This window comes from Microbispora corallina, assembly GCF_016863035.1.
GTDB lineage: Bacteria > Actinomycetota > Actinomycetes > Streptosporangiales > Streptosporangiaceae > Microbispora > Microbispora corallina.
Window position 1 is genome coordinate 374890 of the sequence record NZ_BOOC01000001.1, and the last position, 20980, is coordinate 395869.

23 protein-coding genes are annotated in these 20980 nt (G+C 72.8%); 8 read left to right on the plus strand and 15 right to left on the minus strand.

Translation table 11 applies throughout. The features are described 5' to 3' along the window. Positions 1-108: 108 nt before the first annotated feature. The 3 genes from Mco01_RS01730 to ctaC are packed head-to-tail and all read right to left on the minus strand — an operon-like array spanning position 109 to position 2989. Positions 109-504, minus strand: a complete 396-nt coding sequence (locus tag Mco01_RS01730) for a cytochrome c oxidase subunit 4 (protein ID WP_204055114.1) — start codon at positions 502-504, stop codon at positions 109-111. Beyond that, complete coding sequence (gene ctaD / locus Mco01_RS01735; protein WP_239103257.1) at positions 501-2162, minus strand: aa3-type cytochrome oxidase subunit I; 1662 nt, start codon at positions 2160-2162, stop codon at positions 501-503. Before ctaD ends, Mco01_RS01730 begins: the two co-directional genes overlap by 4 nt. Further along, entirely contained in the window at positions 2159-2989 is an 831-nt protein-coding gene (ctaC, locus tag Mco01_RS01740) for an aa3-type cytochrome oxidase subunit II (protein ID WP_036321714.1), read from the minus strand. The genes ctaD and ctaC overlap by 4 nt, the downstream gene beginning before the upstream one ends. Positions 2990-3176: 187 nt before the next feature. Between ctaC and Mco01_RS01745 the strand changes: the two genes are divergently transcribed. Together Mco01_RS01745 and Mco01_RS38855 are read left to right on the plus strand one after the other, a co-directional pair. Next, positions 3177-4310 (plus strand): cysteine desulfurase family protein, encoded by a 1134-nt coding sequence (locus Mco01_RS01745; protein WP_036321716.1) that lies wholly within the window; start codon positions 3177-3179, stop codon positions 4308-4310. After that, complete coding sequence (locus Mco01_RS38855; RefSeq protein ID WP_204055116.1) at positions 4310-4615, plus strand: sulfurtransferase TusA family protein; 306 nt, start codon at positions 4310-4312, stop codon at positions 4613-4615. Before Mco01_RS01745 ends, Mco01_RS38855 begins: the two co-directional genes overlap by 1 nt. A gap of 19 nt (positions 4616-4634) precedes the next feature. Here Mco01_RS38855 and Mco01_RS01755 read toward each other — a convergent pair whose 3' ends face one another. Then, entirely contained in the window at positions 4635-5621 is a 987-nt protein-coding gene (locus tag Mco01_RS01755) for a carbohydrate kinase family protein (protein ID WP_204055117.1), read from the minus strand. 265 nt (positions 5622-5886) lie between these two features. Continuing rightward, positions 5887-6240 carry an iron-sulfur cluster insertion protein ErpA gene (gene erpA, locus Mco01_RS01760; RefSeq protein ID WP_036321717.1) on the minus strand — a complete coding sequence of 118 codons (354 nt, stop codon included), beginning with the start codon at positions 6238-6240 and terminating at the stop codon, positions 5887-5889. A gap of 244 nt (positions 6241-6484) precedes the next feature. Here erpA and nadA point away from each other — a divergent pair, with 244 nt between their 5' ends. Further along, positions 6485-7639: a quinolinate synthase NadA gene (gene nadA, locus Mco01_RS01765; RefSeq protein ID WP_204055118.1), complete on the plus strand. Its 1155-nt coding sequence runs from the start codon at positions 6485-6487 to the stop codon at positions 7637-7639. A gap of 79 nt (positions 7640-7718) precedes the next feature. Here nadA and Mco01_RS01770 read toward each other — a convergent pair whose 3' ends face one another. The 5 genes from Mco01_RS01770 to Mco01_RS01790 are packed head-to-tail and all read right to left on the minus strand — an operon-like array spanning position 7719 to position 11013. Then, on the minus strand, positions 7719-8465 hold the full coding sequence (locus Mco01_RS01770) for a maleylpyruvate isomerase family mycothiol-dependent enzyme (RefSeq protein WP_204055119.1): 747 nt from the start codon (positions 8463-8465) through the stop codon (positions 7719-7721). A 31-nt stretch (positions 8466-8496) separates the two neighbouring features. Continuing rightward, positions 8497-9045, minus strand: coding sequence for a PspA-associated protein PspAB (gene pspAB / locus Mco01_RS01775; protein ID WP_204055120.1), 549 nt, complete (start codon positions 9043-9045; stop codon positions 8497-8499). Beyond that, complete coding sequence (htpX, locus tag Mco01_RS01780) at positions 9045-9944, minus strand: zinc metalloprotease HtpX (RefSeq protein WP_204055121.1); 900 nt, start codon at positions 9942-9944, stop codon at positions 9045-9047. Before htpX ends, pspAB begins: the two co-directional genes overlap by 1 nt. Further along, a complete protein-coding gene (gene pspAA / locus Mco01_RS01785) occupies positions 9944-10222 on the minus strand; it encodes a PspA-associated protein PspAA (protein ID WP_036321727.1) in 279 nt (92 codons plus the stop codon). The genes htpX and pspAA overlap by 1 nt, the downstream gene beginning before the upstream one ends. Next, positions 10219-11013 (minus strand): PspA/IM30 family protein, encoded by a 795-nt coding sequence (locus Mco01_RS01790; RefSeq protein WP_204055122.1) that lies wholly within the window; start codon positions 11011-11013, stop codon positions 10219-10221. The genes pspAA and Mco01_RS01790 overlap by 4 nt, the downstream gene beginning before the upstream one ends. A 145-nt stretch (positions 11014-11158) precedes the next feature. Between Mco01_RS01790 and Mco01_RS01795 the strand changes: the two genes are divergently transcribed. Continuing rightward, on the plus strand, positions 11159-11785 hold the full coding sequence (locus tag Mco01_RS01795) for a DUF3043 domain-containing protein (RefSeq protein ID WP_204055123.1): 627 nt from the start codon (positions 11159-11161) through the stop codon (positions 11783-11785). A gap of 25 nt (positions 11786-11810) precedes the next feature. On the opposite strand, the gene Mco01_RS01800 is transcribed toward Mco01_RS01795, so the two are convergent. Further along, complete coding sequence (locus Mco01_RS01800) at positions 11811-13034, minus strand: SMI1/KNR4 family protein (protein ID WP_204055124.1); 1224 nt, start codon at positions 13032-13034, stop codon at positions 11811-11813. A gap of 104 nt (positions 13035-13138) precedes the next feature. On the opposite strand from Mco01_RS01800, the gene Mco01_RS01805 reads away from it, so the two are divergent. After that, on the plus strand, positions 13139-14137 hold the full coding sequence (locus tag Mco01_RS01805; RefSeq protein ID WP_204055125.1) for an aldo/keto reductase family protein: 999 nt from the start codon (positions 13139-13141) through the stop codon (positions 14135-14137). Positions 14138-14419: 282 nt separating this feature from the next. Here the strand turns inward: Mco01_RS01805 and Mco01_RS01810 are convergent, their stop codons facing one another. Next, positions 14420-14626 (minus strand): hypothetical protein, encoded by a 207-nt coding sequence (locus Mco01_RS01810; RefSeq protein WP_204055126.1) that lies wholly within the window; start codon positions 14624-14626, stop codon positions 14420-14422. 192 nt (positions 14627-14818) lie between these two features. On the opposite strand from Mco01_RS01810, the gene Mco01_RS01815 reads away from it, so the two are divergent. Beyond that, positions 14819-15883, plus strand: a complete 1065-nt coding sequence (locus Mco01_RS01815) for a bifunctional adenosylcobinamide kinase/adenosylcobinamide-phosphate guanylyltransferase (RefSeq protein ID WP_204055215.1) — start codon at positions 14819-14821, stop codon at positions 15881-15883. Positions 15884-16005: 122 nt separating this feature from the next. Beyond that, positions 16006-16839, plus strand: a complete 834-nt coding sequence (locus Mco01_RS01820) for an adenosylcobinamide-GDP ribazoletransferase (RefSeq protein ID WP_239103258.1) — start codon at positions 16006-16008, stop codon at positions 16837-16839. A gap of 30 nt (positions 16840-16869) precedes the next feature. Here the strand turns inward: Mco01_RS01820 and Mco01_RS01825 are convergent, their stop codons facing one another. From Mco01_RS01825 to Mco01_RS01835, 3 genes are read right to left on the minus strand one after another with little or no spacing between them, the layout of a single operon-like run. Next, a complete protein-coding gene (locus Mco01_RS01825; RefSeq protein WP_239103259.1) occupies positions 16870-17883 on the minus strand; it encodes a CPBP family intramembrane glutamic endopeptidase in 1014 nt (337 codons plus the stop codon). A gap of 13 nt (positions 17884-17896) precedes the next feature. Further along, a complete protein-coding gene (locus Mco01_RS01830) occupies positions 17897-18889 on the minus strand; it encodes an SdpI family protein (protein WP_204055127.1) in 993 nt (330 codons plus the stop codon). Then, positions 18886-19233, minus strand: coding sequence for a GntR family transcriptional regulator (locus tag Mco01_RS01835; RefSeq protein WP_036321740.1), 348 nt, complete (start codon positions 19231-19233; stop codon positions 18886-18888). Before Mco01_RS01835 ends, Mco01_RS01830 begins: the two co-directional genes overlap by 4 nt. Positions 19234-19369: 136 nt before the next feature. Here Mco01_RS01835 and Mco01_RS01840 point away from each other — a divergent pair, with 136 nt between their 5' ends. Then, complete coding sequence (locus Mco01_RS01840) at positions 19370-20878, plus strand: leucyl aminopeptidase (RefSeq protein WP_204055128.1); 1509 nt, start codon at positions 19370-19372, stop codon at positions 20876-20878. The last annotated feature ends 102 nt before the right edge of the window (positions 20879-20980 follow it).

Genomic DNA, 20980 nt, shown 5'->3' on the forward strand with positions numbered 1-20980 from the left:
CCTGGCACCCGACGGGCCGAATGAAGGCAAAGAAGCGGGGGCTCCCGGAACGCGCGACGGCCGGCCGGCGAGGATCGCCGACCGGCCGCGGGATGCCGGGTGCCGGGGTCAGTGCGAGAAGTTGCCCCGGTAGTACTGGAACACGAAGCCGATGGCGCTCATGATCGTGCAGAACAGGCCGATGAAGAACAGCCACCAGCCGATCGTGAAGCCGAAGAACGTCAGCGCGGCCGACAGGCAGACGAACAGCGGCCACCAGCTGTGCGGGCTGAAGAAGCCGATCTCGCCCGCGCCGTCGCTGATGTCGGCCTCCTTGTTGTCCTCCGGCTGGTCGCCGATGCGGCGGGCCGTGAACAGCAGGTAGTAGCCGATCATGAAGGCGAGGCCGACGGAGATGGCCATGGCCGTGGTGCCGGTCGGCTCCTTGGCCCAGAACCAGTACACGACGTCGGCCGCGGCGAAGAAGACGCCGCAGAGCAGGAACATCCAGCCCTGAATCTTCATGAGCCCTCCTCCAGGGCGGGCTTGGCCGCGAGGTGCGGGTACTTGAGGTCGAACGCGGGACGCTCGGAGCGGATGCGCGGCAGCGAGACGAAGTTGTGCCGCGGCGGCGGGCAGGAGGTCGCCCACTCGAGCGAGCCGCCGTACCCCCACGGGTCGTCGACCGTGACCTTGGGCGCGTGCCGCCAGGTCTGCCACACGTTGTACAGGAACGGCAGCGTGGAGGCGCCCAGCAGGAACGCGCCGGCCGACGAGATCATGTTGAGGTCCGTGAAGCCGTCGGCGGCCGAGTAGTCGGCGTACCGGCGGGGGAAGCCGATGACCCCGAGCCAGTGCTGCACCAGGAAGGTGAGGTGGAACCCGAAGAACAGCATCCAGAAGTGGACCTTGCCGAGCTTGTCGTTCAGCATCCGCCCGGTGAACTTGGGCCACCAGAAGTAGAAGCCGGCGAACATCGCGAACACCACGGTGCCGAACACCACGTAGTGGAAGTGGGCGACGACGAAGTAGGTGTCGCTGATGTGGAAGTCGAGGGGCGGCGAGGCCAGGATGATGCCGGTCAGCCCGCCGAACAGGAAGGTCACCAGGAAGCCGACCGCGAACAGCATCGGTGTCTCGAACGACAGGTGTCCCCGCCACATCGTGCCGATCCAGTTGAAGAACTTCACCCCGGTCGGTACCGCGATGAGGAACGTCATGAAGGAGAAGAACGGCAGCAGCACCTGGCCGGTGACGAACATGTGGTGCGCCCACACCGTCACCGACAGGCCGGCGATGGCGATCGTCGCGCCCACGAGGCCGATGTAGCCGAAGATCGGCTTACGGCTGAAGACCGGCAGGACCTCGGTGATGATTCCGAAGAACGGCAGCGCGATGATGTACACCTCGGGGTGGCCGAAGAACCAGAACAGGTGCTGCCACAGCATCGGGCCGCCCGTGGGCGAGTCGAAGATGTGGGCGCCGAGTTTCCGGTCGGCCTCCAAGGCGAGCAGCGCCGCCGCCAGCACCGGGAAGGCCAGCAGCACCAGGATGCTGGTGAGCAGGATGTTCCAGGTGAAGATCGGCATGCGGAACATCGTCATGCCGGGGGCGCGCATCGTGATGATCGTGGTGACGAAGTTGACGGCGCCGAGGATGGTGCCGAGACCCGACATCGCCAGGCCCATCACCCACATGTCGCTGCCGACGCCCGGCGAGGTCACCGCGTTCGACAGCGGCGCGTAGGCGGTCCAGCCGAACGAGGCGGACCCGCCCGGGGTGAGGAAGCCGGCGACGGCGATCGTGCTGCCGAACAGGTAGAGCCAGTAGCTCACCATGTTCAGCCGGGGGAAGGCCACGTCGGGGGCGCCGATCTGCAGCGGCATCAGCTCGTTGGCGAAGCCCGCGAACAGCGGCGTCGCGAACATCAGCAGCATGATCGTGCCGTGCATCGTGAACAGCTGGTTGAACTGGTCGTTCGAGACGAACTGCAGGCCCGGCCGGGCCAGCTCGGCACGCATGACCAGCGCCATGACGCCGCCGATCATGAAGAAGACGAACGACGTGATCAGGTAGAGGTGCCCGATCACCTTGTGGTCGGTCGAGGACAGCCACTTGGCGATGACCGTGCCCTTGGTGTACGGCCGCGCTGCGATGCCGGCCGGCTCCTGGATGGCGGTCACTGCGCACTCCCCGCCTGGCTCTTGATGTACTGGTCGAACTCGGCCTGCGGCACGAGCTTCACGGAGAACAGCATCTTGCTGTGGTCGGTACCGCAGAGCTCGGCGCATCGGCCGAAGAAGACGCCCGTCCGGTCGAGCGTCGTGATCTGGAAGTGGTTGCGGACGTTGCCCGGGAACACGTCCTGCTTGAACAGGAACGCGGGGACCCAGAACGAGTGGATCACGTCATCGGAGTGCAGCTCGAACTGCACCTGCGTGTTGACCGGCAGCACCAGCTGCGGCCCCTGAGGGGTCTGCAGGCTCTGCTTGCTCAGGTCCACCGGCACGCCCGCCGTGACGACCTTCTCGCCCTGGTACTCGGTGCTGAAACGCCAGCTCCACTGGTACCCCTCGACCGCCACCTTGATCGGCGCGGACTGGGTGATCCGGGTGATCTCGGTCTCGTCCCGGGCCGTGAAGTAGAAGAAGACCGCCACCATGATGACCGGGATCACCGTGTAGAGGATCTCGATCGGCAGGTTGTAGCGCACCTGCGGAGGCAGCTGATCGGGCGCGTTCTTCTTCTTGCGGTGGAAGATGCACGCCCAAAGGATCAGTCCCCAGACGACCACGCCCGTGGCGAGAGCCGCGATCCAGCTCCCGTTCCAGAGCGTCTGGACGATGCCGGCCTGCTTGGTGACACCTTCCGGCATGCCCCCACGGGACCACTGATCGATCGCCTGGTTGCTACACGCCGTTCCGGACGCCACCAGCAGCACCACGGCGGCGGCGCCGGGCAACCGGCGGCGTGCCCACGGTCGCCGTGTCGTACGGCGGGTCGGACTCACGGATCGCCTACCCCACAGATGAAGCCCAAGGGTTCCTCCCTTGGGCGGTTTTTCCAATTTGACGCTTGGGAGCAACCGGCACGAAGTTCTCGCCGGTGCACCCTTTACTTGGTTGATTTCACGCTGGGGGACACATTAGCGCGGACCGGCCCCGCCCCCCTGAGCAGCCCCCGTTAATGTCCTAACTGTGGCCTACCTGGACGCGGCGTCGACCGAACCTCTCCATCCCGCGGCCCGTGACGCTCTGCTGGCGGCGATCGACGCCGGTTGGGCCGATCCCGCCCGCCTCTACGGCACGGCGCGACGCGCCCAGATGTTACTGGAGCATTCGCGCGGAGAGGTAGCCGAGCTCCTGGGCGCCCGCCCCGACGAGGTGTCGTTCACCTCCTCCGGCACGCAGGCCGTCCACCTGGGCGTTCTCGGCACGCTGCGGGGACGCCGGCGGGCCGGCCGGCACCTGGTGACGAGCGCCGTGGAGCACTCCGCGGTCCTGCACGCCGCCGAGACCCACGAGGCCGACGGCGGCACGGCCGAGGTCGTGGGGGTCGACATCCTGGGACGCGTCGACGCCGCGGCGTTCGCCGAGGCCGTCGCCCGCCCTGGCACGGCCCTGGCCTGCCTGCAGACGGCCAACCACGAGGTGGGCACGCTGCAGCCGGTCGAGGAGGCCGCCGAGGCGTGCGCGGCGGCCGGGGTGCCGCTGCTGGTGGACGCGGCCCAGTCCGCGGGCCGCCTGCCGATCCCCGCCGGCTGGTCGGTGCTGACGGCGAGCGCGCACAAGTGGGGCGGCCCGGCCGGGGTCGGCGTGCTCGCCATCCGCAAGGGCACCCGCTGGCGGTCGCCGTACCCGGAGGACGAGCGGGAGCGCCGCCGGGTGCCGGGGTTCGAGAACGTGCCGGCCGTCGCGGCGGCCGCCGCCGCGCTGCGCGCCCGCGCGGCCGAGGAGGCCGCCGAGGGGGCCCGGCTGTCCGCCCTGGTCGACCGCATCCGCACCGAGGTGCCCCGGCTCGTCCCGGACGTCGAGGTCATCGGCGACCCGGTCCGCCGGCTGCCGCACATCGTGACGTTCTCGTGCCTGTACGTCGAGGGCGAGGCGCTGCTGACCGAGCTCGACAAGGCCGGTTTCGCCATATCGTCCGGGAGCTCCTGTACGGCGAGTACGCTTCGGCCATCACATGTTCTGGAGGCCATGGGCGTGCTTACGCACGGGAATGTCCGGGTATCGCTGCCCCGTGGCGTGTCCGAGGGCGACGTCGATCGCTTCCTCGCGGTGCTCCCGGACATCGTGCGGCGGATCCGGGCGAGCTTGGGGGTTCACTGATGTGGCGCAGACGGACGGGCGGCGGCGACGCTCGGGAGGCCGCGCCGCCGGTCGAGGCCGCCGGGCCCCAGGAACGGCCCGCCCTGACGATCGACGCGCTGGGGCGCAAGTGCCCGATCCCGATCATCATGCTGGCCGAGCGCATCAACGAGGTGCCGATGCGCGACGTGGTCGCCGTCCTCGCCGACGACCCCGCCGCGTTCACCGACATCCCGGCCTGGTGCCGGCTCAAGTCGCACGAGCACGTGGCCAGCTACGAGCTGCCCCAGGGCGGCTGGTCGATCCACGTGCGCCGCAACTACTGACGTCCCCCGGGCGCCGCCCTCAGGCGTAGTGGCACTTCGCGTGCGCGGCCACCTCGTCGGCCGCCGACCGGCCGTACGCCGCCGCGAAGCGCTCGACGAAGGCCCGCTGGCCGAGCTCGTACTCCTGGCCGCCGACGCGCTCCAGCACGTGGGTCGCGGTGAGGTTGCCGATCTGCCCGCAGCGCTCCGGCGACAGGCCCCAGGCGAGCCCGGCCAGGAACCCGGCGCGGAAGGCGTCGCCGACGCCGGTCGGGTCGGCCTTGCCCAGCTCGGGCGCCGGCGAGATGTGCAGCGACGGCTCGCCCTTGCGGTCGATCCTCGCGCCCTTGGGGCCGAGCGTGGTGACGCGGACGCCGACCCGGTCCAGGATCTCCTCGTCCGACCAGCCGGTCTTCTGCTCGATCAGCCCGAGCTCGTAGTCGTTGCTGAACAGGTACGCGGCGCCCTCGACGAGCATGCGGATCTCATGGTCGGGCATCCGGGCCAGCTGCTGCGACGGGTCGGCGGCGAAGGGGATGCCGCGGGTGCGGGCCTCGTCGGTGTGGCGGAGCATGGCGGCCGGGTCGTTCGGGCTGATCAGGACGAGGTCGAGGCCGCCCACGCGATCGGCGACCGGGCCGAGCTCGATCTCGCGGGCCTCGGCCATGGCGCCCGTGTAGAACGACGCGATCTGGTTGTGGTCCTCGTCGGTGGTGCACAGGAACCGGGCCGTGTGGTGCAGCTGGGAGACGTACACGGAGTCGCAGTCGACGCCGTGCCGCTCCAGCCACGACCGGTAGTCGGCGAAGTCGGTGCCGACGGCGCCGACGAGGACCGGGGTGAGGCCGAGGCAGGCCATCCCGAACGCGATGTTGGCCGCGCAGCCGCCGCGGCGGATCTGCAGGTCGTCGACCAGGAATGACAGCGACACCCGGTCGAGCTGCTCGGCGATCAGCTGGTCGCCGAAGCGGCCGGGGAAGGTCATGAGGTGGTCGGTGGCGATGGAGCCGGTGACGGCGATGCGCACGGGGTTCTTCTCCTCGTTGTCAGCATCAGGGGTGATGGGGATCCGGCCGGCCCTCATCCCGTAGGGCGCTCATGCGGTGGCCTCGTGCGGCGCCCCTCATGAGACGGCCTACGCGACGCGCCGTGCGAATCCTGGCGAACCTGTCGAGCGTACCGTCTCGGACATCACGACGCCCCGCGCGGCGGGATCCGCGCGGGGCGTCGACGGCTCCGCTGAGCCGCTCATGCGTCAGGGCCGGCCCTCGAGGCCGGTCGGGCGAGCCGTCCTAGTTGAACGAGTCGCCGCAGGCGCACGACCCCGTGGCGTTGGGGTTGTCGATCGTGAAGCCCTGCTTCTCGATCGTGTCCACGAAGTCGACCGTCGCGCCGACCAGGTAGGGGGCGCTCATCCGGTCGGTGACCACGTTCACGCCGCCGAAGGTGGACACGACGTCGCCGTCCATGGAACGGTCGTCGAAGAAGAGCTGGTAGCGCAGTCCGGAACAGCCACCCGGCTGCACGGCCACACGCAGCTGCAGCCCCTCCTCGCCCTGCTGCTCGAGCAGGCTCTTGACCTTGGCGGCGGCCGCGTCAGTCAGGATCAGGCCCTGCTGCGTGGTCTCGCTGCTCTCAACCGTCATGTGCTGACTCCCGCGTCTGCGCCAACCGCTCACCCGGAGCGGTCGATTGGTTCTGACGTCCTACTAGACGCTACCAACACCCGCCGATCGCTACACATTCCACCGGCCCGCCCCGCGATCGCCCCCGCGCGGAGCTGCGCATACGGCTCCGATCCGGACGATGCCGACCCCCGGCACGAAAAGGACGGCGGATGTGCGATGATTAGTCGTCAGTTCGACGATAAGTCCCCGAGGGGGTGTGGTCGTGACGATCACCGAGACCGGCCTTCCGCTCTTCATCCTGGGCACAGGCGCCGACGCGCACAGTGAGCGCGGCGTCGACTGCCCGGGCGAGCTCCCGCCGGCGTCCGATCCGACGCTGGTGGAGCGCGCACGCGCGGCCAAGGAGCGGCTGGGCGACCGGCTCTTCGTGCTCGGGCACCACTACCAGCGGGACGAGGTCATCCAGTTCGCGGACGTGACGGGTGACTCGTTCAAGCTGGCCCGCGAGGCCGCCGCGCGGCCCGAGGCCGAGTACGTCGTGTTCTGCGGCGTCCACTTCATGGCCGAGTCGGCCGACATCCTCACCGGCGACGCGCAGAAGGTCGTGCTCCCCGACCTCGCCGCCGGGTGCTCGATGGCCGACATGGCGACGTTCACCCAGGTCGAGGAGTGCTGGGACGCCCTGGAGGACGCGGGCGTCGCCGACCGGGTGGTCCCGATCACGTACATGAACTCCAGCGCCGACATCAAGGCGTTCTGCGGCAGGCACGGCGGCGCGGTCTGCACCTCCTCCAACGCGAGGCGGGCCCTGGAGTGGGCGTTCGAGCGCGGGGAGAAGGTCCTGTTCCTCCCCGACCAGCACCTCGGGCGCAACACGGCCGTGCTGGAGATGGGCATGTCCCTGGACGACTGCGTGGTCTACGACCCGCACCGCCCGGACGGCGGGCTCACGCCGGAGCGGTTCGAGAAGGCCAAGATGATCCTCTGGAAGGGCCACTGCTCCGTGCACGGGCGGTTCAGCGCCCAGTGCGTGGACGACGTGCGGGCCCGCATCCCGGGGGTGAACGTCCTGGTCCACCCGGAGTGCCGCCACGAGGTGGTGACCAAGGCCGATCACGTCGGGTCGACCGAGTACATCATCCGGACGCTGGAGCAGGCGCCGGCGGGGTCCGCGTGGGCCGTGGGCACCGAGCTCAACCTGGTGCGCCGGCTGGGGGCGATGTTCCCCGGCAAGTCCATCACGTTCCTCGACCGGACCGTGTGCTACTGCTCGACGATGAACCGCATCGACCTGCCGCACCTGGTCTGGGCCCTGGAGTCCCTGGCCGAGGGCGAGGTGGTCAACCGGATCACGGTCGACCCCGACACCGCCCACTGGGCCCGGGTCGCCCTCGACCGCATGCTGGCGCTGCCCTAGGGAGCCGTCCCGTCGCCGTCCCGGCCCGGTCGTCCTGAGGGACGCGCCGGGGCCGGGGCGGCGGGCGGGTGTGCCGGCCTCAGATCATGGCGCGCTCGGCCCACCAGCGGAGCAGGGTCTCGTCGCCCTCGACCGCCGCGGGCTCGCGCCGCCGCCACGCGATCAGCAGGAGCTCCGCGGCCGTCTCGGCGCGTACGGTGACGTCGCCCGCCGCGCCCGACCGCTCCCAGGTGTAGCCGTCGGGGGTGAGCGTGACGAGCCAGCCCGCGCCCGTTCCGGCCTGCCACGACAGGGTGCGGCCGTCGCCGCGCAGCTCGGCGAGCAGGGGCCGCCACCGCGCGTACGGCAGCACGTCGAGGAACTCCTCCACGCCGTCGGCCGCCACGTCCTCGTCGACGTCCGGGGCGCGCCCCGCGGCGAGGTCCACGTCGGCCCGGTGGACCACCGTCTCGTGGAGCTGGCGGCGCGACCAGAACCGGGCGTGCCGGTCCCCCGCCCAGCCCCACATCTCCGTGTCGGGGTCGCGGGACGTGAGCGCGTCCGTGAGCAGGGCGGCCCCCTCCTCCAGCCACTCCGGCCACCCGGCCGGGTCGCGGGGGAACCGGTGGTCCATGGCGTCCCGGTCGTACCGCTTGGGCGCGGCGTCCCTGACCATCGCGGCCGCCCAGCGGTGGACGGCGCCGGTGTGCGCGACCAGACCGGCGAGGTCCCACTCCGGGCAGGACGGAACCGGCGTCGCGGGGTCGAGCCCCCGGACCGCGCCGGCCATCCGGCGGATCTCGGCCGCCGCAGCCTCGGTGTGCCGCAGATGCGTCCAGGACCTCACGGTGCCTCCGGGGTGAAGAAAGGACCAGGGATCACAGACCGGGCGCGCCCCAGACGGGGAACCAGCTCGACAGGTCGGGCTCGATCTTGAGCTCGCCTTCCAGGACGCCGCGTACCTGGAGCTCTAGGGCGTTGTCCCGCCGGGTGTCGCCGATTGGGGCGAACGGGTAGAACGTGCCGCGCTTGTAGAGGTAGACGATCGCCAGCCGCCGTCCGCCGGGGTCGGCGAACGTCACGAGGGAGCACAGCAGCGACGGCCCGAAGCCCGCCGACTCCAGCGACGAGTTGGCCGCGTGGAGGTCGGTGACAAGGGCCGAGACGTCGGGGTTGCGCACCAGCAGCCAGGTGTAGCCGTACGAGTCGTGGGAGACCTCGGTGCGGCCCATGAGGGCCTCGATGTCGCTCTCCAGCTGGGCGAACGCGCCGCCCTCCGCGGCCCGGAACGACACCGAGCCCGTGCCCGCCGGGACGAACCCGGTCGCGGCCTGCAGGGTGACGGCCGCGGACGGGAGCGCGAACAGGGCGTCGAGGTCCGGCTTGGCCGGCTTGCTGCGGCCGAGCAGCGCGTCGAACCAGCCCATCAGCGGCCCAGCGCGGCGGAGATCCTGGCGAGCTGCTCCAGGCGGCGCTCCAGCGGCGGGTGGGTCGACAGCAGCGTCGCGACGCTCTGCCCGGACAGGGCGGGCGCGAAGTAGAAGGCGTTGAACGGCTGCGCCTCGCGCAGGTCCCGGGTGGGGATCCGGGCGATGTCGCCGCTCACCTTGGTCAGCGCGCTGGCCAGCGCGGACGGCCGCTGCGTCAGCAGCGCCCCGGCGCGGTCGGCCGCGAGCTCGCGGTACCGCGACAGCGCCCTCGTCAGCAGGAAGCTGACGCAGTAGACCAGGCCGGAGACCAGGAAGATGATCAGACCGATCGGCGGGCCGTTGTTGTTGTCGCGCCGCCCTCCCCCGGCGAGGCCGCTGTAGAGGGCGAACCTCGTCATCAGCCCGGCGACGATGCCCAGGAAGGAGGCGATCGTCATCACGGCGACGTCGCGGTGGGCGACGTGCGACAGCTCGTGCGCGATCACGCCCTCCAGCTCCTGCGCGTCGAGACGGCGCAGGATGCCGGTGGTCACGCAGACCACGGCGTTCTTCTGGTTGCGCCCGGTGGCGAACGCGTTGGGGATGTCGGAGTCGGCGATGGCGACCCGGGGCTTGGGCATGCCGCCGAGCGCGCTCAGCCGGTCGATGATGCCGTGGAGCTCGGGGGCCTCCTCCGGCGAGACCTCGCGCCCGTGCATCGCGAACAGCGCGATCTTGTCGGACAGGAAGTACTGCGCCAGCAGGAGGCCCGCGGCGATCACCAGCACCGTGACGGCACGGGCGCCGGCGGCGATCAGGACGGCCGTGAACGCCACGTACAGGAGCCCGAGCAGGAACATCGTCACGGCCATCCGCACGGAGAGGCCGCGATCAGGGGCGAATCGCGTGGCGGCCATCAGCCGGGGATGAGCCCGGAGTCCCCGAGCATCTCCCGCACCTCCTCGATGGAGGCGTCGGCCGGCGGCAGGATCAGTTCGGACGGCTCCAGGGAGTCGTCGGGGAGCGTCTGCCCGACCTCGCGGACCTTGTCGAGCAGCGCGTGCAGCTTGGAACGGAAGACCGCCTCGTCGCCGGACTCGATGGCCGCCTCGAGCTCGCTGTCGAGGGCGTTCAGGACGTCGATCTCGGCGGAGCCGATCTCGACCTGCCCCTCACCCATGATCCGGACGATCACAGGCCCTCCCCCGGCTGGCGCAGCTGCTGGGTCTGCTGACCCTGGGCGGCCTGCCCCTGCTGACCGGCCTCGATCGCGGTCTTCTGCGCCGGGCCCTGGCCCAGCTCGGCCTTCATCCGCGCGAGCTCCAGCTCGACGTCCTGGCCGCCGCCCATGCGGTCGAGCTCGGCCTGGATGTCGTCGCGCTGCCCGGTGAAGTCGTCGAGCGCGCCGCTCGCCAGCAGCTCGTCGATCGCGCCCGCGCGCGCCTGCATCTGCGCCGTCTTGTCCTCGGCGCGCTGGATGGCCAGGCCGACGTCGCCCATCTCCTCGGAGATGCCGGAGAACGCCTCGTTGATGCGCGTCTGCGCCTCGGCGGCCGTGTAGGTGGCCTTGATGGTCTCCTTCTTCGTGCGGAAGGAGTCGACCTTGGCCTGGAGACGCTGGCTGGCGAGGGTGAGCTTCTCCTCCTCGCCCTGCAGGTTGTTGTACTGGATGCGCAGGTCGGCGATCTGGGCGTTGAGGCCGTTGCGGCGGGTGAGCGCCTCCCGCGCGAGGTCCTCGCGACCGGCCCCGAGGGCCTGGCGGCTCTGGTTCTCCAGCTTGCTCGCCTGACCTTCAAGCTGGTTGATCTGCAGCTCCACCCGCTTGCGGCTGGTGGCGACGTCGGCCACGCCCCTGCGGACCTTCTGGAGCAGCTCCAGCTGCCGCTGGTACGAATAGTCCAGGGTCTCCCGCGGATCCTCCATCTTGTCCAAGGCCTTGTTGGCCTTGGACTTGAAGATCATGGAAAGTCTCTTCATCACGCTCATGCGCGTCGGCCGTCCCCTTCTCAAGGTTGTGCGTGGGTAACCCCAGCCGTCTCAGCCCCTCAACAAGCGGCGGAGCCGCCTGGGTTCACCCTACGCATAACGCGCGAGGGCGTCACTAAGTTGCACTCCCGGTAGGCTGGGCGACGTGTTCCGACGTCGTACCCAGACCTCTACGGACGACTCCCCCGTCCCTGTAGACGATCCTAAGGCCCAGGGGACTCCGGGCAAGGGCCGTCCCACTCCCAAGCGGAGCGAGGCGCAGGGCCGCCGCCGCTCGCCCGTCACGGCGCCGGCCAACCGCAAGGAGGCCTACCGGTTGCAGCGCGAGCGCGACCGGTCTCTGCGCACGCGCCAGCGCGAGGCCATGCTGCGCGGCGACGAGAAGGCCCTGCCGGTGCGCGACCGGGGCCCGGTGCGCAAGTTCGCCCGCGACTGGGTCGACTCGCGGCGGCTGCCGGGGCAGTACTTCCTGCCGGCGGTCCTCGTGATCATGCTGCTGTCGATGGTGCCGTTCCCCCTGCCCGTGCGCCAGGTCGTGCTGCTCGTCTACACGATGTCGCTGCCCGTGGTGATGGTCCTGGTGCTCGCCAGCTCCTTCTACGTCGCCGGGCGGGTGAAGAAGGAGGCGGCGGCCAAGTTCCCCAACGAGGAGATGCGCGGCGTCGGCTTCTACGCGGCCATGCGCTCGTCGCAGATCCGGCGGCTGCGCTTCCCCAAGCCGGCCGTGCGGCCGGGCGGCGCCCCCGTCACCACCGCCGCCGCCAGGCGCTGACGCCGCGGCCCGGCCCTGGTCGCGGTCAGCGGGACCGCGACCAGCGCAGCCTGCCGTGGGAGACGACCGGCGTCCGGCCGCCGAGCGGCCGGCCGGTCTCGAGCGCGTCGGCGACGGCCTTCAGCATGGCGTAGTACGACGTCCAGGACGCCGTCGCGGGCGTCTCCGACGGCGCCGGCGCGACGGCGCCCGACACCGGCTCGAGCATGAGGTGGCCCGGCGGCCCGGCCGACGCGCCCACCGGGACGAGACCGGGGTCGGCCGGGCAGGTCGCCCGCCACACGGCGACGATCCCCCGGGCGCTCAGCAGCCGGTAGGACGGCGGCAGCGGCAGCTCGCCCCCGTCGTGGCGCAGCAGCGAGGCCCGCAGCGACCCGGGCAGACGGACGCCGAGGCGCTGCTCGGCCCTGGCCACGAGCCGGGGGCTCGCCGGGCGGCCCAGCCGGGTCGCCGGGGCGTGGGCCGTCAGCCACCGCTCCACCCGCCGCCACTGCCGGTTCACCGCGTCCGTGACGCGGCGGCTCACCGGCCGCGGCGTCGCTCGTCCCTGCGAGGCGTCCCCGGGCGCGCAACGCGAAGGAGCCGCGGGTGGCGCCGACGGGCCGTCGGTCCGCGCGGTGTCGCTCTGCGGGGAGACCGGATCGCCGTACGACGAGTCCTGCGAGGTCACCGTCAGGCCGCCGTCCTGCCCCGCGCCGTACGGCCGGTCGCCGGGCTCGACGATCCTCACGTGGGCGATCCCCTTTTCGGCTACGGGATCCCCGCAGAGCCCGGGAGGACAGGGTGACGGCGGGAGACCGGCGTCGCCGTCGTTCCCGACGCCCCACACCGCGCTCGCGCGGTCGGGCGGGAAGGTGACCGCCTCCAGCGCCTCCGAGACGGCGAACATCAGCCCGAGCACGGCCAGCGCGGCGACCACGCGGCCGCGCCCTGCCAGGGCCGCCCGAAACGACCGCGGCACGTCGGCGGCCGCCAGGCGGGCGATCAGCGCGCCGCCCTCCGGCCGGTCGTACCGCCGCAGGTCCTCCTCCGTGGGCCGGCCGAGGATCGGCTCGGGACCCGGTAGCTCGGCCGCCTCCCGCCCCGGCGCTCCGTCCAGGCTCCGGAACGTCACGGCGGGCGGCGGGACGCGCCGGACACGACGGACACGGCGGCGGCGCGCCAGGACGACGAGACCGGTCACGGCGCCGGCGACGATCACCGCCGCCAGGGCCAGCCGTACGGGACGAGAGTCGATCAACCGCCGCACGCCGGGCACCTTACCGCGAAGCGCCGGGATCACCGGTCCCGGCGAGTCAGGACCGGGCGGGGCGGCTGATCGGCGACGCCGGAACCTGTCCTAGTGTCAGGGGCATGGAATATCGCCATCTCGGCCGAAGCGGCCTCATGGTCAGCGAGATCAGCTACGGCAACTGGATCACCCACGGCTCCCAGGTGGAGGAGGACGCCGCCGTCGAGTGCGTGCGGGCGGCCCTGGACGAGGGCGTCACCACGTTCGACACCGCGGACGTCTACGCCGGCACCAGGGCGGAGGAGGTGCTCGGACGGGCGCTGAAGGGCGTCCGCCGGGAGTCCCTGGAGATCTTCACCAAGGTCTACTGGCCCACCGGCTCCGGCAAGAACGACCGCGGGCTGTCCCGCAAGCACATCGTCGAGTCCGTCAACGGCTCCCTGCGCCGCCTCCAGACCGACTACGTGGACCTTTACCAGGCCCACCGGTTCGACGTGGAGACGCCCCTCGAGGAGACGCTGCGCGCCTTCGACGACCTCGTACGGCAGGGCAAGGTGCTCTACGTGGGCGTCAGCGAGTGGACGGCCGACCAGATCGCCCGCGCCCTGAAGATCGCCGACGACATGGGCTTCGACCGGCTGGTGTCCAACCAGCCGCAGTACTCGATGCTCTGGCGGGTCATCGAGGCCGAGGTCGTGCCGCTGAGCGAGAAGGAGGGGCTGGGACAGGTCGTCTTCTCCCCCATCGCCCAGGGCGTCCTCACCGGCAAGTACCTGCCGGGGCAGCCGCCGCCGTCCGGGTCGCGCGCCACGGACCCCAGCGGGTCCGGCTTCATCAGCCGCCTGCTGGAGGACGAGGTCCTGCGGCGGGTCCAGGACCTCAAGCCGATCGCGGCCGACCTGGGGCTCACGATGGCCCAGCTCGCCGTGGCCTGGGTCCTGCAGAACCCCAACGTGTCGTCGGCCATCGTCGGCGCCACCCGTCCCGAGCAGGTGCGGGACAACGTCAAGGCGTCGGGCGTCCGGCTCGACGAGGAGATCCTGCGCAAGATCGACGACGTGCTCGGTCCCGTGGTCGAGCGCGACCCGGCCAAGACCGTCAGCCCGGCGCAGCGCCCCTGACCCCACCGCTCCCCGAGAGCGTGTGGGTGAGCCGGTCGAACCCCGGCCGGGACCGGTTCCTGGTCGTCTGGCCGGCCGGCGCGGCCGTGAGCCGGTCGCCGTCGAGATCAGGTGAAACCGTCCGGTCCGCCGTGCGGCGCCCACACCGGCGCCGCACGGCGTCCGGCCGCCGTCGGTGCGGTCAGCCCGGCCGGGCGCTCGATCGCCGGCGCCTCGATCGTCGGGGGCTCAATCGTCGGGGGCTCGGGCCGGCGAATCCTCGTGGGCCCTGGGTCGTGCGGGTCATTCCGGCCGCAGCGACATCCCCGAGTACTCGACGCGCTCGTCCTCCAGAAGCGTGACCTGCTCGACACCGGCCTCGAGCAGGTCACGCCAGGTCTCGCCCAGCCACGACTCGGCGTCGCCCTGGCTGGAGAAGATCTCCCGCGGCAGGGGCTGGTCGGTCACCTCGCCGCCGTTCGCGTCCTCGTAGCGCCACCGCCAGATCATCGCCACACGCTCCTTCTGACCACGTCCCCGTGGTTCCAGTCGACTACGACCGGCCGTCCGGGGCAGCCGTTGTGCGGACCCTATCTCCTCCCCCGCCCGGCGCGATCATGCCTGCCCTTCCCCCGGCGGCTACCCTCGGTCTTTCCCGAGCGGAACCGGAGCGGAACGGACGGAGGGGACGGCGTGGAGCTCATGCTCGAAGGGACCGGAGGCCCGGAGGGCTGGCCCGTCCCCGGCTGCGGCTGCGCGTCCTGCGGCCGCCTGGCCGACGGCCACCGCCGCCCGGCGTCGATCCTGCTCGACGGCCGCGTACGGCTCCCGCCCCCGCCCTGGGACGCGCGGGCCCTGCCGGCGCTTCCCGGGCACCGGTTCCACCTCGGTCCGGACGGCCTGGAGATCACCGGCCCGGACGGCGAGCGCGTCCTGTGCACCGCGCCGGCACTCGGGGGCACCCCGGGAGACGCGACGGGCGACCCCTTCGACCTGGTGCTCGCCGATCTCCTGGACCGGCCCGGGCATCTGGGCGACCTGCGGCACCGGGGGCGGGTGACCGCCGCGACCGCAGTGATCGCGGTGCTCCTCGACCATCGCGTTCCCGGGGAGAACGAACTGAACCGCAGGCTGGCCTTCTGGGGGGCCGGCGCCGCCCCGGACGGCACGGTGATCCGGGTGCCCCACGCCGTCCCCGAGGCGTACCGGCCGCGCCGCAGCCTGCTGCTGGGCGGTTCGCGTTCGGGCAAGTCGGAGGAGGCCGAGCTCCGCCTGGCGGCGGACGCCGCCGTGACCTACGTGGCCACCGGCCCTTCGGGCGACGGCGACCCCTCCTGGAGCGCCAGAGTCCGGGCGCACCGGGACCGCCGCCCGGCCCACTGGCGGACCGTGGAGACGACCGGCCTCGCCGCGCTCCTCGCCGCCCCGCCGCCGGGATCCCTGTTGATCGACGGCCTCGGGACCTGGCTGGCCGCCGTCTTCGACGAGTACGGCGCCTGGCCCGGCGGAGACGGCGGGACGGACGCTGACGGGGGTGCGGAGGCCGCCGTCGCCGAGCGGTGCGACGAACTGGTGGCGGCGTGGCGGGGGACGCGCGCGGCGACGGTGGTGGCGGTCAGCGACGAGGTCGGGCTCGGAGTGATCCCGGCGACCCCCGCCGGACGCCTGTTCCGCGACGCCCTCGGGCGCCTCAACCAGCGCCTCGCGCGCGAGTCCGAGGACGTGACCCTCGTCGTCGCCGGCCGCGTCCTGCCCCTCCCGATCTGACCCGGGCACCCGCCGCGTCCGACCTGGCCGAAGCCGCGCTTGGGGGCGGCCCCGGACTTCGCGGCCCACTGGTCGCGGGTGGCACGGCGGGATCGCGCCCGGGGTGGCTACGATCGCGCATCGTGTCAGGGACAGCGTCAGGGACATCCGGCGAGCCCTCGCCCGGTGCGGCGTGGTGGTTCGCCTTCGGGACGTTCACCGTCCTCCCGGTCAGGGCCGCGGCCGTCGACCGGGAGGTGGCGGGCCGGGGCATGGCGGCGGCCCCGGCAGTCGGGGTCGTGCTCGGACTGGCGGCCGCCGCCGTCCTGCTGGCCGCCGGCGCGCTGTCCGGCTCGCGCCTGCTGGCCGCCGTGCTCGCCGTCGGCACGCTCGCCTGGCTGACCCGGGCGCTCCACCTGGACGGGCTGGCCGACCTGGCCGACGGCCTCGGCAGCGGCAGGCCGCCCGGCCAGGCCCTCGACGTCATGAAACGGTCGGACATCGGCCCCTTCGGCGTCGTCACGCTCGTCGTCGCGCTGCTCGTGCAGGTGGCGGCGCTCTCGGCGCTCCCGGGCGCTCCGGCCGTCGCCGCCCTGGTGGCGGCCTGCGCGAGCGGACGGCTGGCCGTCACCTGGGCCTGCCGTGAGGGCGTCCCCGCCGCCCGGCCTGGCGGGCTCGGCGCGTTCGTCGCCGGAACGGTGGGCCGGGGCCCGGCCCTGGTCTCCACCGCCGCCGCGGCGCTCGCCGTCGCCGCGGTCGCGGCGCTGTCCGCGCTCCTGCCCGCCGCCCTCGGGACCTCCGTCCCCCCGGCGTGGCCGATCCTCCGCGCGCTGGGGGCGATGGCGGCGGGGCTGGCGGCCGCGTGGCTGCTGCGCCGCCGTGCCGTACGGCGGCTGGGCGGGATCACCGGCGACGTGCTGGGCGCCCTGGTGGAGACCGCCACGACGGCGGCGCTGCTGGCCTTCTGCCTCCTCTGACCGGCCGGCGCGACGTCCCCCGGCTCTCACTCAGGACGGCGCGCCCTCCCGCTCGGCCGGGGCGGAGGGGAACCGGCCCGCCCGCAGCGCGACCAGGGCCGTCACCGCGAGAACGGCCAGTCCGGGCAGGCCCATGACGCCCGCCAGGGCCGGGTTCGGCGGGTGGGCCGCGTCGCCGAGCAGGAGCGGGACGGCCGCCGTCGCGTTGAGCGCGCCGTGGCCGATCGCGGCCGGCCACACGCTGCCGGAACGCAGCCGCAGCCAGCCGAGCACCACTCCGAACAGCACGCAGAAGCCGACGAAGTACGGCGCGGCCCACGGCCCGAGCGACGGATAGTCGTACCCCCGCAGGGTCAGCGGCGCGTGCCACAACCCCCAGATGACGCCCGACAGCAGCAGCGCCCGCACCAGGCGCCCCCGATCCCCGCCCCCGCCGCCCACAGGCCCCGGCGCGGACGGGCCCATCCCCGGGCCTTCCTCGCCGCGGGCCGCACCGGAACCGGCGCCGCCGGGGCCGCTCAGGAGCCGGGGCAGCAGCCAGCCTCGCCAGCCCCACTCCTCCCCCAGCGCCGGGACGGCGTTGATCAGCGGGGCGATCACCACGGCTTCGACGACCTGGAGGGCCAGCAGCACTCTCGGGTCGACGGGCGCCTTCGCCAGCGCCTGCCCGGCCTCGCGGCGGAGCAGGCTGAGCCCGGCGAGGTCCAGGTGGAGCGTGCCGGCGGCGACGCCGACCGCGGCGGCCACCGCCACGAGCGCGGGGACGCCCAGCCAGGCCACGACCAGCAGCCGCGCCGTCGCCGGGCGGTCGGGCCCGAGCGTGAGGCCCGTCTCCCGGGCCCAGGAGCGGAACGGCGTGCCGCGGCGGCACAGCCGCCAGACGGCCAGCACACCGAGGGACGGGGTCAGCATCATCACCAGGCCCGTCACCAGGACGGCCGGGGACCCGAGAGGCGCGCCCGACAGCCACAGGGGGATCGCGGCCGCCCACGACGCCCCGAAGGCGACGAGGAGGAACAGCAGGAGATCGCGGGAGGATCGCACGGGAGGCTCCTGATCAGGGACGGGGGGCCGAGACGAGGGCGTTCAGCAGGGCAGCCCCGGTGGCGGCGTCGTCGACGCTGATCCCGAGCTGGCCGCCGGAGGTGTACCGCACCACCAGGCACTCCCCGCCGCGGATCATGATGGTGGCCATGCCCGGCAGGCCGCGGAACCCCCAGCCGCCGACGTCGGCGGGCCGCCGGTCCTCGACCCAGGCCCGCTCGATCCTGTCCAGCGGCACATGCCGGGACGGCCACCGGAGCGGCCCGAACGACACCCTCAGGCCCTCCGGCCCCACCTTCACGGAGACGGTCGAGAGGGCGAGCCCGGCCAGGCCGACGACCGCGAGCACGACGGACGTGGCCCAGGGCGTCGGGGACAGACCCGCGAGCGTGGCGGCGGCGAGCGAGACGGCGGCGACCAGGGCGGCGATCCCCAGCCACAGTCCGAGCGGCGCGGAGACCGACGACACCCACACCGTCCGGCGCCCGGGCGGCAGGGCGATGTCCGACCTGGGCGCCGGCGCCGGCGGCCGCTCGTCGGGGCCACGCCTGGCCAGGGCGCGCGCCAGGAGGCCGGCGGCGAACGCGGCGAGGACGACCGGGACGATCCACCAGGCCACCGGGGAGGCGTCCTGCCATCGGGCCCTGCCGAGGTTGGCGGTGACGGTCACGACCTGCAGTCCCAGGAAGAAGACGCCGCACCACGCCAGGGCGGCCGCGGTCCAGGCGCGCACGATCGCGCGGTTGAGGGCGCGCCGCCGCATCGCGAGGCCCAGCGAGACCAGCGCGAACACCACCCACATGCAGGCCGGGCGGACGGCCGCGGCGGCGATCGGCATGGCCCTGTCCGAGGCGCCCGAGGCCCCCCAGTGCGTGGCCATCGGATCCGGCAGCCGCCCGGCCAGCGCCAGGGGGAGGGCGGCCACCGCGGCGGCGACCAGGACGGTCCAGACGGCGGCGGCCAGGAGGAAGGGGGTGCGGGGCTCGCCCCGCGGCGCAGTGGTCATGACATGTCCTTGATGAGGTCGACGACCTCGTCGGGCCCGAGTCCATACCTCGCGGCCTCGTCGAGAAGATCCCGCGCCCGTTCCCTGAGCGCCTCGCGGGGGTCGGGGCGGCGCAGCACGGACACGCCCCGTCCGCGCCGGAACTCCAGCAGCCCCTCGTCCCGGAGGTCGCGCAGCGAGCGCAGGACGGTGTTGGCGTTGACGCCCATCGCGTCGGCCAGGTCCCGGGCGGGCGGGAGCCGGTCGCCCGGGGCCACGTCCCCCTGCGCGATGGCGCGCCGGATCGCCGCGGTGACCTGCTCGTGCAGGGGCCGCGGATCGTTGAGATCGAGCGTGAGCAGCATGATGCTAGTGACATTAGCACCATCAACCCGAAGGATCCATATGGTGCTAGCACAATCAGCATCATTTGAACTACCGATAGGTAGGATCAACCCTCGTTTATGCGTAGCGGAGTAAGCCCAGCTAGCATCGGCTCACGTGACCACAGTGCGCGTCAATGCATCTGACACGGTCTCCATCGAGACCGGTGCTCTCATAGTCGGGGTCCATCGAACCTCCGACGGCCTCCGTACGGCGCCCGGCGCCGAGGGCCTCGACCAGGCTCTCAACGGCCGGTTCGCCGACACCCTCAGCGCGGTCGGGTTCACCGGCAGGCCTGAGGAGATCGCGAAGATCCCGACGTTCGGCGCGCTGCCCGCGCCGATCGTGGTGGCCGTGGGCCTCGGCGACGAGCCCTCGGGCGCGTACGACCCGGAGCTGCTGCGCCGCGCCGCGGGAGCGGCCGCCCGCTCCCTGGCAGGCACGGCCGACGCGGCCTCCGCCCTTCCCGCCACCACCGCCCAGCAGGTCGAGGCCGTCGCCGTCGGCGCCCTGCTCGGCGCGTACGCCTTCACGCGCTACCGCACGAACGGCGAGCAGCGGCCCCCGCTGGCCGAGCTCGTCGTGCTCTCGGAGGCCGAGGGCGCGGATGAGGCGCTGCGGCACGCGGCCACGGTCGCCGAGTCGGTCACGCTCGTGCGCGACCTGGTCAACACCCCGCCCTCCGACCTGTGGCCGGCCCGCTTCGCGGAGATCGCGCAGGAGACCGGCGGCAAGGCGGGCCTGTCGGTCGAGGTGCTCGACGAGGTCCAGCTCAAGAACGAGGGCTACGGCGGCATCGTCGGCGTCGGCCAGGGCTCGGCCAACCCGCCGCGCCTGGTCCGCCTCGGCTACTCCCACCCCGAGGCCCGCCGGACCGTCGCGTTCGTCGGCAAGGGCATCACGTTCGACTCCGGCGGCCTGTCGCTCAAGCCGGCGGCGTCCATGGACTGGATGAAGTCCGACATGGGCGGCGCGGGGGCGGTCCTGGGCACGCTGCTCGCCGTGGCGCGGCTCGGCCTGCCGGTGAACGCGGTCGGCTACCTGTGCCTGGCCGAGAACATGCCGTCCGGCAGCGCGCAGCGCCCGAGCGACGTCCTGCACACCTTCAGCGGCAAGACGGTCGAGGTCCTCGACACCGACGCCGAGGGCCGCCTCGTGCTGATCGACGGCATCGCCCGCGCCGCGCAGGACGACCCCGACCTGATCGTGGACGTCGCCACGCTGACCGGCGCCCAGATCGTCGCGCTCGGCTGGCGCACGGCCGGGGTCATGGCCAACGACGACGCGCTCCGCGAGGAGGTCGTGGAGATCGCCGGGGCCCAGGGCGAGGGCGCCTGGGGCATGCCGCTCCCCGAGGAGCTGCGCAAGGGCCTCGACTCCCCCGTCGCCGACATCGCCAACCTGCAGCCGGAGCGCTGGGGCAGCATGCTCGCCGCGGGCATCTTCCTGCGCGAGTTCGTGCCCGACGGCGTCCGCTGGGCGCACATCGACATGGCCGGCCCGGCCTTCAACAAGGGCGAGCCGCACGGCTACACGCCCAAGGGCGGCACCGGCGCGATCACCCGCACGCTCATCGGCATCGCCGAGCGCTACGCCGCGAACGGCGAGGACCGGCACACCCTCTGACGGGAACGTCCGGGGCCGCCCCGGCGGCCCGGGCACCCGCCCACGATCTTCCGGGACAAGTGAAAAGATGCTGTCGGGACCACCCGGCGGCGCGCGCGTCCA